This is a genomic window from Aeromonas cavernicola, from assembly GCF_002795305.1.
In the GTDB taxonomy this organism is placed as follows: domain Bacteria; phylum Pseudomonadota; class Gammaproteobacteria; order Enterobacterales; family Aeromonadaceae; genus Aeromonas; species Aeromonas cavernicola.
The window spans coordinates 1-14,985 of the sequence record NZ_PGGC01000185.1; the positions used below are offsets into that span (position 1 = coordinate 1).

Genomic DNA, 14,985 nt, shown 5'->3' on the forward strand with positions numbered 1-14,985 from the left:
GGATTGGCGATCAAGGGGTGGGGGGGATGGGTATCCCGATTGGTAAACTCTCGCTCTATACCTTGGGAGCGGGGATCCACCCTGCCTGCTGCTTGCCCATCGCCCTGGATGTGGGGACCGATAATCAAGCCCTACTCGATGATCCCATGTATCTGGGGCAGCCCCACAAGCGCATTCGCGGCAAAGAGTATGACGACTTCATTGAAAAGTTTGTCGCTGGGGTCAAGCGTCATTTCCCCAATGCGGTGTTGCAATGGGAGGATTTCAGTAAGTCCAATGCCTTTAACAACCTGACCCGTTATCAGCAGGTGTTACCGTCGTTTAACGATGATATTCAGGGCACTGGGGCGGTCGTGCTGGCGGGGATCATTGGCGCGGTCAAGCTCAAAGGGGAGAGTTTGGCCCAGCAAAACTATCTGGTGTATGGCGCGGGCGCCGGTGGGGTCGGGGTGGCTGACCAGATTTGCGCTGGTTTGGTGCGTGAAGGGATGGCCCTGCAAGCGGCGCGAGATCGGATTTATATCCTCGATACCCAAGGGTTAGTCTGCGACAACCGTGAGGGGCTTGATGAATACAAGCAGCGTTATGCTAAGCCTGCGCGCTTGCTGACAAGCTGGGACACGGAAGTGGCGGGGCGTGCCAGTTTGGCGGATGTGTTGCGCTATGTGCCGATCACCGTGTTACTTGGCACCAGCGGGGCTGGTGGTGCTTTCCAGGCGCAGCACATTGAATTAATGCTGACTCACTGTGATCGCCCGATGGTCTTCCCACTTTCTAACCCGACCGCTAACTGCGAAGCATTGCCGGAAGATATCTATCGCTGGAGTAATGGCAAGGCGATCGTGGCTACCGGCAGCCCCTTCAAAGATGTCCATTTTGCTGGCCAGGATCATCGGGTTGGCCAGGGTAATAACGTCTTTATCTTCCCCGGGGTGGGGCTGGCGGCCATCGTTAGTCAGTTGAGTGAAATGAGTGCTGATATTTTCACGACGGCAGCCTTTGCATTAGCTGAGTGTGTCAGTGACGTGGATCTTGCCAGCGGCGCTGTCTATCCGCGGATCAGCGAGCTGCGCAGCATCTCGCTCCATGTGGCTACGGCTGTGCTCAAAGACATCGTCCGCAATGACCCCTCCCATCCATTGACTGGCCAAGATTTGCAGCAACATATTTTGAGCCAGATGTGGGAGCCGGTCTATCTACCCTATCGTCGGGTGTAAGTTCTCATCATCACCAAGAGTGAGTGACGATGGTAAGGGGGAGCAGCCGCTCCCCTTTTTGCTATGAGCTTGCTGGTGGCCAGCAAGGACAGTGTGTGCGGCAGGGCAGGGCCATCTTGGCTTGGCGATCATACAGAAGCGCTGGAAAAACGTTTGGTATCCACTACAAAAGTGCGTAAAATTGCGTACTCGATGCTTGTCGCAGCGAATCCCGCCTAAAAAGCCAGTTTCATGCCCTTATCAAGCAGTACAAGGTTAAAGTTGATGTCAAATGACACACTTCATCCCTTGGAACGCCTGTTGTGATGGCTGAAAAGTGTGAAATATCCCTGTCAGTTATCAAAAAGTTAAGGACATCCATGTTTTCCTTAGTCAAGCAAAGTGTCGCCGGGCTGCAAATTCTGTTTGTTGCTTTCGGTGCCATGGTGCTGGTGCCTCTGCTCACCGGTCTCAATCCCTCAATGGCCCTGCTTGGCGCTGGCGTTGGAACCCTGTTATTCCAACTGTGCACCCGCCGCCAAGTGCCGATTTTTCTCGGCTCCAGCTTTGCGTTTATCGCCCCTATTATTTATGCCACCCAAACATGGGGGCTCCCTTCCACCCTGTTTGGCCTGTTTGCTGCCGGTTTTATGTATTTCATCTTGGCGGCCTTGATCCGAGTGCGGGGCATGGGATTTGTCCATAAATTGCTGCCGCCAGTGGTGATTGGTCCGGTGATCATGGTGATTGGGCTCTCGGTGGCTCAGGTTGCCTGTAACATGGCAATGGGCCGTGCCGGTGGCGAGCAAGTGGTGCCGGCAACCACTGCATTGACGCTGGCGGCGATCTCACTGGCGGTGACCTTGATCGCGGCGGTGTTTTGTAAGGGGTGGATCAAACTTATCCCTATCCTGTGCGGCGTAATAGCCGGTTATGCCTCGGCGGTACTGATGGGGGAGGTGAGTTTTGACGGCATGATCAATGCGCCTTGGCTGGCTCTGCCTCATTTTACGACCCCCGAGATCAACTGGGCTGCCGCCCTCTTCATGTTGCCAGTGGCCATTGCCCCTTGTATCGAACATATCGGTGGGGTGTTAGCGATTGGTGGGGTGACGGGTCAGGATTACACCAAAAATCCGGGCTTGCACCGCACCTTAGCGGGCGACGGTATTGGGGTCTGCTTTGCAGGGTTTATCGGTGGCCCACCGGTGACCACTTATGCTGAAGTGACTGGGGCGGTGATGATCACCCGTAACTTTAATCCAGTGACCATGACCTGGGCGGCAGTGTTTGCCATTATTCTCGCCTTTTTTGGCAAGTTTAACGCGCTGCTGACCTCGATCCCGATGCCGGTCATGGGTGGCATCATGCTGCTGTTATTTGGATCGATTGCCGCCATTGGCCTGAAAACCTTGGTGGAATCCAAGGTCGATCTCGGTGTGTCCCGTAATATCGCCATTGTGGCGGTGACCCTGACGGTCGGGGTGGGGGCGCTGGAGATGAAGATTGGCGATTTCGCCTTGGCTGGGGTCGGTTTGGCCTCTGTCGCCGCCATCCTGCTCAATCTGATCTTGCCTGCCCATCGCGATGACAATCTGGTGGATGTCGCCAAGGATTGAGATCGCTCGCCCTAGATAAAAAACGCGGCCACCTCAGGGTGGCCGCGTTTTTTATCCGGTCGCTTGCATCTGCATCGGTTGGATTACACAGCGGACCCCCCATGAGCCATGGCCGATGGGCTCGGTGCTAGGGTCAACACTCGCACCCACATGGCCCCTTCTCCTACCGGATAACGACCGTGCAGGGTCAGCTCGCCGGTGTGTTCATTGATCCGGTGGACGGCGAGATGGTGCGATGTTTGCCCTGCGGCCAGCAGATAACGCCCCCCCTGATCGATAGCAAAGCCACGGGGCATCGACTCGGTAGGGTAGTGGCCGAGCAGGCTCAGGTTGCCATCGTGCGGGGCAATGGCAAACAGCGTGAGCAGGCTGCTGGCCCGCTCGCTGCTGTAGAGAAAACGGCCATCTGGTGTGACATGCAGATCCGCGCCCCAGTGCTCCCCCTGATAACCGGCAGGCAGCATAGGGAGCCGTTGCCGCAGCGTGATCTGGCCATCATCCTCACGCTGATAGCGGTTGATGGTGCAGTCGAGCTCGTTGAGGCAATAGATATCGCGGTGAGTGGGATGCAGCGCCAAGTGCCGAGGCCCAGCCCCTGCTGCCGTGGGAATAGCGCCGCGCGGATGGGGCAGTAACGTCCCCTGCTCGGTGAGGAAAAAACGGCGGATCGCATCCTCTTTTAGGCAGGCGACCAGCACCTCTTGCTGATCATTTGGCTGGGTACGGCTTAGCAGGGTAACCGAGTGTGCTGCTTGCAGCCCATCCCACTGTTGATGCGGTGGTGCCACTTGGCCTGCGGCATCAATGGCAGAGACAGTCACATGGTTAAAGGCGTAAGAGGCGGCCAGCAAAAAGCGGCCGCAGGGGGTGATCGCCGTGTGGGAGGGGCTGCCCGCCAGCGGTGCCATGCCTTGTTGCTTCAGTTGGCCATCAGGGCCGATGCGGTAGCTCACCACCGCGAAGTCAGGACGCTGCGCCCCATAGAGCCACTGGCCGTTGGGGCTTAATAGCAAGGGCTGCACTTGGCCAAGGGTTGCCACGGTTTGCAGCAGTTGCAGGTCACCATTGGCTAATAAAGAGAAGACATGGATCTGCTGACTCACTGGGCTGGCGACATACACGACTTGCTGCATAGTGGCTCTCATGTTTTTGATGGCGGCTTAATGTTGTGCCCGACCGAGCATCGGCCATGACGTAACGCTCAGCTGGCAGCAGAGCGACGTCATGACAGGGGAACGACTAACGATAACGACCACGTACCGAACTGCTGGCGCGGCCTGCCATTTTAATCAGACTCTGCCGGGTGTGCAGGTGACACAGCGCAACGCCGAGGGCATCGGCAGCATCCGCCTGCGGAGTAGCAGAGAGCTTGAGCAGATGGGTCACCATATGTTGTACCTGCTCTTTGGCGGCGCCGCCGGTGCCGACCACCGCTTGTTTGATCTGGGTAGCGGAGTATTCACTCACCGGTAGATAGGCGTTAACCGCGGCGACAATGGCGCTGCCCCGAGCTTGGCCCAGCTTTAAGGCTGAGTCTGCGTTGCGGGCCATAAAGACCCGTTCGATAGCAAACTCGGTCGGTTTGAATTGGGTGATGATCTCGCAGACGCCGTCATAAACCTGTTTGAGGCGCTCTGGCAGTTCGCCACAATCGGTGCGGATGCAGCCAGACCCTAGGTATTCGGCTTTGCCGCCGATGACTCGGATAACCCCATATCCGGTGATCCGCGATCCGGGGTCGATGCCCAAAATAATGCTCATGGGTGGTGATGGTTCTCAACGCGAGGTATGGCCGCCAAGATAGCAAACTGCAGCGCGCTTGGCTGTAGATGTGATAGACGAATGGGCGTATCTGGCAGGCTAGGCATAAAGAAGGCTCCTAAAGGAGCCTTCTTATTCCATAACGCCTCACTACGCTGCGTCATTAACCCGATCTGATAAGGCCTGCTCCCCCAACTCGCCTGGGGCGAAGTTATCTACCCCAATGGCCTCAGCCCGTAGCGCGTCGGCCGCCAGTAGCTTGTCTGCTTCCTCCTTGTTCAAAATGGCGCCTGCCAGCGCGGCGGCCACCAGCTCCGGCAAGGCTAGTTTACGAGGGAGTTTGCCCTCTTTTTGCGCTTGCACCAGCTTCTTCTCGTAAGGGTAGACGGCCACCATCCCTTGGAAGGCCCGCTCCATCAGGCCGACCGGGTCCGCGTCATCCTTGCCCACGTAGCAGAGTGCCGTCAGGCGGTCGCGCAGCTCGCCGGGGGTCATCATCGCCTGACAGATGGCGTGGCAGCGATCGTCGCTCGGCATCTGGTAGCCGATACCAAACGGGAACACGACCCGCCCCAGCACCGCCCCTACTACCTTGTTCGGGAAGTTCTGGAAGAAGCCCTCGAATGCCTTGCCAATCAGGTAGAGGTTACGCTCCACCGCGTACTGCACGAACGGTAGATCATCAACCATGCGGCCCTGATCCTCGTAGTGTTTGAGGGTGGCAGAGGCCAGATAGAGGTGGCTCAGCACGTCCCCCAGACGGGCGGAGATCATCTCCTTGCGTTTAAGCTCGCCCCCCAGCATCAGCATGGAGACGTCGGCGCACAGCGCCAGCCCTTTACTCATGCGCGACAGCTGTTTGTAGTAGCGGGTGGTTTCACCGGCCACCGGCGTGCTATTGAACTGGCCCAAGGTCAACCCTTGGAACAGAGCACCAGCGAAATTGCCGGCACCAAAGGCGAGGTGTTTTATCAGCAGGGCGTCAAATTTCTCAAGGCCGCTCTCAATATCTGGATCGGCAGCCGCTTCCAGCTCGGCAAACACGTAAGGATGGCAGCGGGTGGCCCCTTGTCCGAAGATCATCAAGTTACGGGTCAGGATGTTGGCCCCTTCCACCGTGATGGCGACCGGAATCCCCATGTAGGCGTAGCCGGTGTAGTTTTTCGGGCCGAGTTGAATAGCGCGACCGGCGTGGATGTCCATCGAGTCATCCATCAGCTGGCGGGCCATTTCGGTCATGTGGTATTTGGAAATCGCGGTGACGATGGCCGGCGCCTGACCCAGATCAAGCGCGCCTGCCGTCATGCGACGGGCTCCCTCCAACTGATAGGTAAGACCGCCGATGCGGGCCAGTGCCTCTTGTATCCCTTCGAACTTGCCGATAGACATGCCAAATTGTTTGCGCACATAGGAGTAAGCCCCAGCGGTGCGGCTGGCCAAGTGACCGCAGGCGGTGCCAAGGGCTGGTAGCGAGATGCCGCGCCCAGCAGAAAGACACTCCACCAACATCCGCCAGCCCCGCCCCGCGTAATCAGGGCCGCCAATGATCCAGTCGAGCGGAATAAATACATCTTTGCCAAAGGTGGGGCCATTCATAAAGGCCAGCCCCATGGGGTAGTGGCGATCACCCACCCGCACCCCCGGGTGGCTGGTGGGAATGAGCGCGCAGGTGATGCCGAGCTCTTCCTTCTCCCCCAGCAGCTTTTCAGGGTCATAGAGTTTGAACGCCAGTCCCAGCACGGTGGCGCGCGGGGCCAGGGTGATATAGCGCTTATTCCAGTTGAGGCGGATGCCGAGCACCTCTTCCCCCCTGTATACCCCTTTGCAGACGATCCCTTTGTCAGGGATTGCACTGGCATCGGAGCCCGCTTCAGGGCCGGTCAGGGCGAAGCAGGGTACCTCTTTGCCGCTAGCCAAACCCGGCAGCCACGCCTCTTTTTGCGCTTGGGTGCCGTAGTGCATCAGAAGTTCCCCCGGCCCAAGAGAGTTAGGCACCATCACCGTGACTGCGACGCTCAGACTCTTGGTGGCGATGCGGCTGACAATGGTGGAGTTGGCGATGGCCGAAAACTCGCGGCCGCCGTAGGATTTTGGGATGATCAGGGAGAAGAAGCCCTCCTTTTTCAGATAGTCCCACACCGGTTCTGGCAGATCCTTGGTTTCGCTGACGATCTTAAAGTCATCCACCATGGCGAGCAGGGTTTCGACCTGATGGTCGAGAAAGGCCTGCTCTTCTGCGGTCAGTTCGGCTTTGCCGTAACCGAGCAGAATTTTCCAGTCTGGGTTACCGCGAAACAACTCACCATCCCACCAGACCGAGCCCGCCTCCATGGCCTCCCGTTCGGTGGCCGATAACGGCGGCAGTATCTTTTTAAAGGTGCTAAAAACGGGGCGGGTGACCACCGTTTTACGGATAGCGGGTACACCGAGCACCACCGCTATCGTCAGCACCAGTAGGATAAGCAATGTGATCATACCGAAGTTCCTTCTATTACACGGTTTCCATGGATGGTTGCTTGTTACACGGCTAGGGGGAGCCTGTCCGGCTCCACCGGCGCCCCAACTCCTGACGCCAGATAAGGGATCACGTGACGGACCAGCCCCTCGACATCGAGTTGCTGACCAAAATCGGCTTGGGCGATATCGCGCAGGGCATCAGCGGACGCCATGGTAAACACCACCGTGCCTAGGGTGAAATGCAGCCGCCAAAACAGGTCTGCTGGCGACAGGGCCGGGTTAGCTTTCGAAATAGCTCGGATGATCCGCTGCAAGGTAGCGCCATAGTGAGTGGTAATAAAACGGCGCAGGTGGCCTTGGCTGTCGATGTAGCCGCGCCCAAGCAACTGCATAAAGAGGGCAGGGCCGTTGGGCCGAACCGCCGCCAGCGTCATTAAGGGATCGACAAAACTTTCAAATAGTGTCAGCAAGGTAAGCTGCTCTTGGGCTAACAGCCCATGCAGTTTGGCATCTAAGTTGGGCATAAACAGGCTGAGATAACGGTCGAGCACGGCTTGGATCAGCTCTTTCTTGGAGCCGAAGTGGTAGTTCACTGAGGCCAAATTGACCTTGGCTTCACTGGTGATAAGGCGCAAAGAGGTATCGGCAAATCCCCGTTCGGCAAACAGCACTTCGGCGGCGTCAAGAATACGGTTTTTGGTATCAATTTTACTCACAGGACACCTCACTTAAACGAATGTTTAAAAACTACGTTTCATCATTAGGGGTGTCAAGAATATGTGGGGGAAATGTTATGAAAATGTTTTTTGAAAAAATCCCGAGCAACAGGGAACTAAGTAGCAATGGGGGACTCTATATCTATGCCACTGCAATTAAGCATTAAGTCTTGCCCAACTCGCGTTCTGCTTGTTGGGCGTTTTTTTGTCTGTGTGTCTGCGCTATGGCCGCGATAGGGGGGGTTAAGCAAAAAAAACCGTCGCAGGGGGCGACGGTGGGGAAAGGGAGCTTGCATCATCCTGATGGCAAGCTATCGATGCGAGTTCAGGTATTCATCGATGGCGGCAGTATGCCATTTGACCCATCCGATACTATGTCAGGTTCTCGTCATTTTGTGACAAGGTATGGCAGGGGGTGACATGGCCCTTGCTCATCCACTTTGTTATGCTGCCATCTCACGTCAGAAGGGAAAATAAGATGAAGTACCCGGTCGATACCCACACCCATACCGTTGCCAGCACTCATGCGTACAGCACGATTCATGATTATCTGCCGATAGCCAAAGCCAAAGGGATTCGGCTGTTCGCCACCACGGATCATGGCCCAGAGATGGCAGATGCCCCGCACTACTGGCATTTTGTCAATCTGCATGTGTTGCCTCGGGTGATTGACGGGGTCGGTATCTTGCGGGGAATTGAGGCCAACATTAAAAACATCGATGGCGAAATTGACTTCCCCGAGCGCTACGAATCTCGCCTCGACATGATCATGGCTGGCTTTCACGAGCCGGTATTTCCGCCATGTGATAAGGCAACCCATACCCAAGCGATGATCAACGCGATTAAGAGTGGCCGCGTTGATATGCTAAGCCACCCGGGTAATCCGGCGTTTCCTATCGATATTCAGGCGGTGGTCAAGGCAGCGGCTGAATACCGAGTCGCGCTGGAGCTCAACAACTCCTCCTTTAGCCACTCCCGCGCCGGTAGCGAAAGTAACTGCCGCGCCATTGTGGAAGCGGCGCGTGATCTGGGGGCTTACCTCACCTTTGGCTCAGACTCTCATGTGGCGTTTACCCTTGGCGATGTTGAGCACTGCCATCGGTTGGTAACCGAGGTTGGTTTCCCACCAGAGCGGATATTGGTGCGTTCACCTCGGGCTTTACTCGATTTTCTCGAAAGCCGTGGTCGTGCCCATATCCCTGAGTTTGTGGGGCTCTGAGCGGCGCAGCGGTTAGGATCAATCCGACAACTGTCATCTGATAAACAGCCTTCCAACAAAAAAGCGCCATCAGGCGCTTTTTTGTTGGCTTAACCCTGTGGCTCAGTGAAAAAACCAATAACCCCGGTTGACCAGACGGGTCAGCAGCTGGAGGAAACCAGCCTGATCGGCCAGCTCCACCATATCGGCTTGAGTGATGATGTCTTGGTCACACAGCAGGGAAATGGCGGCCGCATCTTCGCTTGGCAGGGTCCAGGCTTCGCCATCGATATAGCACTGCTGGCTCTCGCCGCTGAACCAGACGGTGCGCAGGCCCGGCACCTTGATAGCCGGTTCGCCCTGAGTCAGCAGGTCGGCCACCTCCTCGGCGCTGTAGTCCTGCTCGACCGGATTGACGTCCAGATCGTGCTTGGCCTCGGAGATCATGGTGCCGAACCACTCCTTGAACAGGGTCTCATCATCGAGGGCCTGCTGCATCAGCTCGCGCAGACGGTGCAGCTCATGGGGCTGGATCTCGCCGTGGCGGGCACGGGGCTTGAGGTCAGCATCACCGTAACGCTCGGTACGCAGCTCGTTGTCGATCAGGTGATCGGCAAAGGAGGAGATCAGCGCCTTGGCATCCGGCGCGCGAAAACCCACCGAGAAGTTCATGGAAGGCTCGATGGCGTAGCCTTCGTGGGGGAATCCGGGCGGAATGTAGAGGATGTCGCCAGGCTCCATGATGACGTCGATGATCGCCTCGAACGGCTCGCAGTGCAGCAGTGCGGCGTGGGCGGCAAACTCGCTTCGCGGCGTGGCATCGCCAACCCGCCAGTGGCGCTTGCCCAGCCCCTGAGTGATGAACACATCGTAGTTGTCGATGTGGGGGCCCACCCCGCCATGCGGGGTAGAGAAGCTCACCATCACGTCATCAAAGCGCCAGCCCGGAATGAACTGGAATGGCAGCGCCAGCTCGTTGACCTCGGGGGCCCAGTGGTTGCAAGCCTGCACCAGCACGGTCCAGTTCTCTTCGCCCAGCTGGTCGTAAGATTCAAAGGGGCCGTGGGCTGCCTCCCACTTGCCGTCGAAACGGGTGACCAGACGCGATTCAATCACTTCTTCCATCGCCAGACCCGCCAGCTCGTCCGGGCTGATGGGATCCTGAAAGTCGGTAAAACCGCCTTTGATAAGGAGCGGGCGCTTCTGCCAGTAGTGCTCAAGAAAATGAGCGATATCCAGATTGAGTTGGTACATAGATCTTCTCGTCAAAGGGAGCGACAACGGTTAATAGAGGTCTTGCCAGAGGCGGCTGCCAGTCTCGGGCAAGCCCTCTTGCAAACGGGGTATAGGGTGCCAGATAAAATAACCGGGGCCCTGTTACAGATCATGCACAGGGCCCCGCTCGTGTCATTTATCTGCTTATTTCAGCAGATCAACTAGACGCTGGGCGTCGCCAATGTAGTTGGCAGGGGTGAGTTTTTTCAGCTCAACCTTGACCGCGTCCGGCAACGCCAAGGAGTCGATAAAGGTACGCATCCCGTCGGCATCGACGCGGCGACCACGGGTCAGCTCTTTGAGCTTCTCGTAGGGCTTCTCGATCCCGTAGCGGCGCATCACGGTCTGGATCGGCTCGGCCAGCACTTCCCAGTTGGCATCCAGATCGGCGGCCATGGCGGCGTCGTTGGCTTCCAGCTTGGCGATCCCCTTGAGGGTCGCCTGATAGGCAATAAGCGAATAGCCGACTGCCACACCCAGGTTGCGCAGCACTGTGCTGTCGGTGAGATCACGCTGCCAGCGGGAGATGGGCAGCTTAGCGGCCAAGTGCTGGAACACCGCGTTGGCCAACCCTAAGTTGCCTTCGGAGTTTTCGAAGTCGATGGGGTTGACCTTGTGCGGCATGGTGGAGGAGCCGATTTCACCGGCGATGGTGCGCTGCTTGAAGTGACCCAGTGAAATATAACCCCACACATCGCGGTCAAAATCGATCAGGATGGTGTTGAAGCGGGCCATGGCGTCGAACAGCTCGGCGATGTAGTCGTGCGGCTCGATCTGGGTGGTGTAGGGGTTCCAGGTCAGGCCCAGAGAAGTGACGAACTCCTCGGAGAACTGGTGCCAGTCCACGTCCGGGTAGGCGCTGAGGTGGGCGTTGTAGTTGCCGACTGCGCCGTTGATCTTGCCGAGGATCTCCACCGCCATGATCTGCTGGTACTGGCGCTCCAGCCGGTAGGCGACGTTGGCCATCTCCTTGCCCATGGTGCTCGGGGTCGCCGGCTGGCCGTGGGTGCGCGACAGCAGCGGCATGTCACGGTACTCAACGGCCAGCCGCTTGAGCTCGCTGATAAGCTTCTCGCAATAGGGCTTGATCACCTCTTCGCGGGCGGTTTTCAGCATCAGACCGTGGGAGTTGTTGTTGATGTCTTCCGAGGTGCAGGCGAAGTGGATGAACTCACTGACCGCCGCCAGCTCAGGGTTCACTTCGACTTTCTCTTTGAGGAAGTACTCCACCGCTTTCACATCATGGTTGGTGGTGCGCTCGATCTGTTTGATGCGGGCGGCGTCGCTCTCGTTGAAGTTGCTGACGATGCCATCGAGCAGGGCATTGGCGGCCGCGCTCAGGGCGGGGACTTCTGGAATACCAGCGTGGCTGGCCAGTTTTTGCAACCAGCGCACCTCGACTTCGACGCGAAAACGCAGCAGGCCGAATTCGGAGAAGAGAGGACGCAGGGCATCGGCCTTGTCGCCATAACGACCGTCAATCGGGGAAACAGCAGTCAGCGCGGACAGCTCCATGGGGTGAACTCCTGATGATGGGGTGGGGGATCCGTATCCACTTGCGCGCGGATCGGGCTTTATCAAGGTGGGTGTTTGGCTGTTCACCTTGTTGTTGGCCCGCTACCTGCACACAAGCCAATGATAAATAACGTTAATTAGTAACGCTTGGCCAGCTCGACCATCTTCTTACGGGCGAAGATGATCTGGGTGCGGCTGCCTCCGAGCTGGCGCCACAGCACCACCGCGCGAATGCCCGCCAGCAGCAGAGCGCGCACCTTGTGCTGCACCAGCGACTGTTGCAGGAACAGCGGGGTGCCCGCCACCTGAATGCGTGGCCCGATGGGGCTGATGAGCTCGCTGTAGATGCTCGCCATGTTGGCCAAAATCTGCTCGTCGAGCAGATCAAAATGCTGTTGCTGGCGGCCAATCTGGCTGATCCGCTCACTCAGCATGTTGAGAATGTCCTTGCGCTTGGCCAGCTTGCGCTCCAGCGCAATCAGGCTCACCACGTAACGGGTCAGCTCGGCATTCTTTTGGCTGCCGTCGGCCCCCAGCTGCTCGACCAGCGCACGGTAGCCGTCGCGAATGGCCAGATGGGTGTTGTTGAATACCTCAAGGGGCTGGCTGGGGTTAGTGACCAACACACTAGAGAGGCTCTCGCGCAGGGCGGCCTCATCACAGCTGCCGTCACGGGCTACTTTTTGCACCAGATAGGCCGCTTGGCAGATGCCAGCAAAGGCCATGGTTCGGTCTTGGAATTTATCGCTCATATCTTCACGGCCCTGTGTTGTTCATGCTCTGGCTGATGGGGCAGCAGGCCATGATCCGACCTTGCAATTTGTCGTTCATATTTTCACGGCCTTGTGTTGTTCATGGGCAGGCGGTTGCCGCAGCAGGCCATGATCCGGCCTTGGTATTCGTTGCTCACGTCTGCTGCCTTTTGTTAATGATTCAAACCGGATGGCTGAAACGTTGTTCAATGATGCCGCCACCCAGACACGCTTCCCCGTCGTAGAAGACGGCGGATTGGCCCGGGGTCACTGCCGCCTGCTGCTCGTCGAAGATAACCCGGATGGTCTCATCGTCGATGGGCTGGATCAGGCAGGGGATATCTTGCTGGCGGTAGCGGGTCTTGACGGTAGCCCGGCGCGGCGCGCGGATCGGGGTGCGATCCACCCAGTGCAATTGGCTGGCGATCAGGCCATCGGAGTAGAGGCGGGGATGCTCGCCCTGCGCCACCACTAGGGTGTTGCGCTCGACCTCTTTGTCGACCACATACCACGCCTCTTCGGTGGCATCTTTCATGCCGCCGATACCAAGCCCCTTGCGCTGGCCCAGGGTGTGGTACATCAGGCCCTGATGGGTGCCGATCACCTTGCCATCCACGGTTTCGATAGGCCCGGGCTGGGCTGGCAGGAACTTGGCTAGAAAGTCTTTGAACTTACGCTCGCCGATAAAGCAGATGCCGGTGGAGTCTTTCTTCTTGGCGGTGATGAGATCCAGCTGCTCGGCGATGCGGCGCACCTCGGGCTTCTCCAGATCGCCAACCGGGAACAGGCTCTGACCTACCTGCTTTTCGCTCAGGGTATAGAGGAAGTAGCTCTGATCCTTGTTGGTATCGAGACCGCGCAGCAGGCGCGGCCGGCCGCTGCTGTCGTCACGGCGCACATAGTGGCCGGTAGCGATGTAGGTGGCACCCAGCTCTTCGGCGGCAAATTCGAGGAACGCCTTGAACTTGATCTCCTTGTTGCACAGGATATCGGGGTTGGGCGTGCGGCCAGCCTTGTACTCTTCGAGGAAGTGCTCGAACACATTGTCCCAGTACTCGGCGGCGAAGTTGATGGTGTGGAGCTTCATCCCCAGCTTGTCGCAGACGGCCTTGGCATCAGCCAAATCCTGGGCGGCAGAGCAATACTCGTCCGTGTCGTCTTCTTCCCAGTTCTTCATGAACAAGCCTTCGACCTGATAACCCTGCTGCTGGAGCAGGTAGGCCGAGACGGAAGAATCCACGCCGCCGGACATGCCGACGATCACCTTGATTTGGCTGTTGTCTGTCATTAGTCGAAATTACCCGTTCGTTTAAACGGGGCGCATTCTATCAGAATCTCACGCCCTCGGTCACATATCCCTACCGCTGTTTCCATCAGGAGCCCTGTGGTAGGCAATCGTTTTTCTTACCCGACCCCATAATCCGTAAATCAGCCATAAACCTGCCAGCCAAATCGCCATGAGATGGCCCGCTGGCGCGACGAGAGTGATCCCGTGGCGGGGGCGCTGGTCGGGTATAAAGCCAGCCAGCGGATCCGCTTATATAAAGGCTTTCAGGGCGGATAAGGGTAGCCGCGTACCGGCCAGATAATCCTCAAGGCACTGCCAGACCAAGGGGCTGCGCAGGGCCGATTTACATTCCGCTATTTCTTCCAGAGTGAGCCAGTGGCAGGCCAGTACATCGCCGTCAGGATCGTCTGGATGGTGTTGACCGGGCGCTTTTTCAAGGTCGAAGATGATGGCGGTGCGCACAAACGTTGCCGCGCTATCTGCCGGTTTAAACAGATAGGTGCCAAGCCAGGCGGTGGGGGGGGCAGTCAGCCCCGTCTCCTCTTTCAGCTCACGGCAAGCGGCCGCCAGCAGATCTTCACCCAGCTCTACATGGCCGGCGGGCTGGTTAAAGCGGCGCTGGCCTTTTATCTCCTCTTCCACCAGTAAAAAACGGCCCTGCCAGTGGACGATGGCGGCGACTGTCAGGCGCGCCTCCATGCGGCTATGGCTGGTGCTGGTGTGCTCTGCCGGATTGCTCATCATGACTCCTTGTCGTTGCGGTTGGGATGGCCTGGGCGGGCCGGTCGGCGTGCCGTACTGCGGCCGCTGCTGCGGGGTTTGCTCCCCGTCGGGTTTAGGCTTGAACTCGCCGTTGGGTGAGTGCTGCGAGGACGCTGGTCCCGTTTCGGCTGGCTTGCCTGTCGTGCTGCCTCTCCTGCTGGTTTAGCCGATTTAGCGCGATGAGCGCCCGAACCCGATGACGAGGAACGCGGCCGACTGCGGGAGCGCTGCGTCAGCTCAGGGGCGGGCAGGCTGCGGCTCTCACCGGGGGCCAACCCCTCCAACGTCCACTCACCGATGGCGTAGCGAATAAGGCGCAGGGTGGGGTGACCGATATGGGCAGTCATCCGCCGTACCTGCCGGTTGCGTCCCTCGATGATGTTGATCTCCAGCCAGCAGGTGGGGATCGCCTTGCGCGTTCGGATCGGCGGATGACGCGGCCACAC

Annotated in this window: 12 protein-coding genes and 1 pseudogene; 3 read left to right on the forward strand and 10 right to left on the reverse strand. The window is 58.0% G+C overall.

The features are described 5' to 3' along the window. On the forward strand, positions 1–1,217 hold a 1,217-nt coding region (gene maeA, locus CUC53_RS16735), incomplete at its 5' end, for an oxaloacetate-decarboxylating malate dehydrogenase (RefSeq protein ID WP_100295181.1). 359 nt (positions 1,218–1,576) lie between these two features. Next, positions 1,577–2,815 carry a uracil-xanthine permease family protein gene (locus CUC53_RS16740; RefSeq protein WP_167386785.1) on the forward strand — a complete coding sequence of 413 codons (1,239 nt, stop codon included), beginning with the start codon at positions 1,577–1,579 and terminating at the stop codon, positions 2,813–2,815. 83 nt (positions 2,816–2,898) lie between these two features. Here the strand turns inward: CUC53_RS16740 and pgl are convergent, their stop codons facing one another. The 4 genes from pgl to psrA all read right to left on the reverse strand — a co-directional run bounded on the left by pgl (position 2,899) and on the right by psrA (position 7,749). Next, positions 2,899–3,948 carry a 6-phosphogluconolactonase gene (pgl, locus tag CUC53_RS16745; protein WP_100295183.1) on the reverse strand — a complete coding sequence of 350 codons (1,050 nt, stop codon included), beginning with the start codon at positions 3,946–3,948 and terminating at the stop codon, positions 2,899–2,901. 106 nt (positions 3,949–4,054) lie between these two features. Beyond that, positions 4,055–4,576 carry a crossover junction endodeoxyribonuclease RuvC gene (gene ruvC / locus CUC53_RS16750; protein ID WP_100295184.1) on the reverse strand — a complete coding sequence of 174 codons (522 nt, stop codon included), beginning with the start codon at positions 4,574–4,576 and terminating at the stop codon, positions 4,055–4,057. A 150-nt stretch (positions 4,577–4,726) separates the two neighbouring features. Next, positions 4,727–7,051, reverse strand: coding sequence for an acyl-CoA dehydrogenase (locus CUC53_RS16755; RefSeq protein WP_100295185.1), 2,325 nt, complete (start codon positions 7,049–7,051; stop codon positions 4,727–4,729). A gap of 44 nt (positions 7,052–7,095) precedes the next feature. Further along, positions 7,096–7,749 carry a TetR family transcriptional repressor PsrA gene (gene psrA, locus CUC53_RS16760; RefSeq protein WP_100295186.1) on the reverse strand — a complete coding sequence of 218 codons (654 nt, stop codon included), beginning with the start codon at positions 7,747–7,749 and terminating at the stop codon, positions 7,096–7,098. Between the two features lie 478 nt (positions 7,750–8,227). Between psrA and CUC53_RS16765 the strand changes: the two genes are divergently transcribed. Then, on the forward strand, positions 8,228–8,968 hold the full coding sequence (locus CUC53_RS16765) for a phosphatase (protein ID WP_100295187.1): 741 nt from the start codon (positions 8,228–8,230) through the stop codon (positions 8,966–8,968). A gap of 102 nt (positions 8,969–9,070) precedes the next feature. Here the strand turns inward: CUC53_RS16765 and CUC53_RS16770 are convergent, their stop codons facing one another. The 6 genes and pseudogenes from CUC53_RS16770 to CUC53_RS16800 all read right to left on the reverse strand — a co-directional run. Continuing rightward, complete coding sequence (locus CUC53_RS16770; protein ID WP_100295188.1) at positions 9,071–10,201, reverse strand: ribosomal protein uL16 3-hydroxylase; 1,131 nt, start codon at positions 10,199–10,201, stop codon at positions 9,071–9,073. A gap of 165 nt (positions 10,202–10,366) precedes the next feature. Beyond that, a complete protein-coding gene (purB, locus tag CUC53_RS16780; protein ID WP_100295190.1) occupies positions 10,367–11,737 on the reverse strand; it encodes an adenylosuccinate lyase in 1,371 nt (456 codons plus the stop codon). 137 nt (positions 11,738–11,874) lie between these two features. Continuing rightward, positions 11,875–12,489, reverse strand: a complete 615-nt coding sequence (gene hflD, locus CUC53_RS16785) for a high frequency lysogenization protein HflD (RefSeq protein ID WP_100295191.1) — start codon at positions 12,487–12,489, stop codon at positions 11,875–11,877. A gap of 181 nt (positions 12,490–12,670) precedes the next feature. Then, entirely contained in the window at positions 12,671–13,777 is a 1,107-nt protein-coding gene (mnmA, locus tag CUC53_RS16790; protein ID WP_100295192.1) for a tRNA 2-thiouridine(34) synthase MnmA, read from the reverse strand. A gap of 249 nt (positions 13,778–14,026) precedes the next feature. Beyond that, a complete protein-coding gene (locus CUC53_RS16795; protein ID WP_420808073.1) occupies positions 14,027–14,521 on the reverse strand; it encodes an NUDIX hydrolase in 495 nt (164 codons plus the stop codon). Continuing rightward, positions 14,518–14,985, reverse strand: a pseudogene (locus tag CUC53_RS16800) (pseudouridine synthase); the annotation flags it as partial. The gene CUC53_RS16795 and the pseudogene CUC53_RS16800, both read right to left, overlap by 4 nt.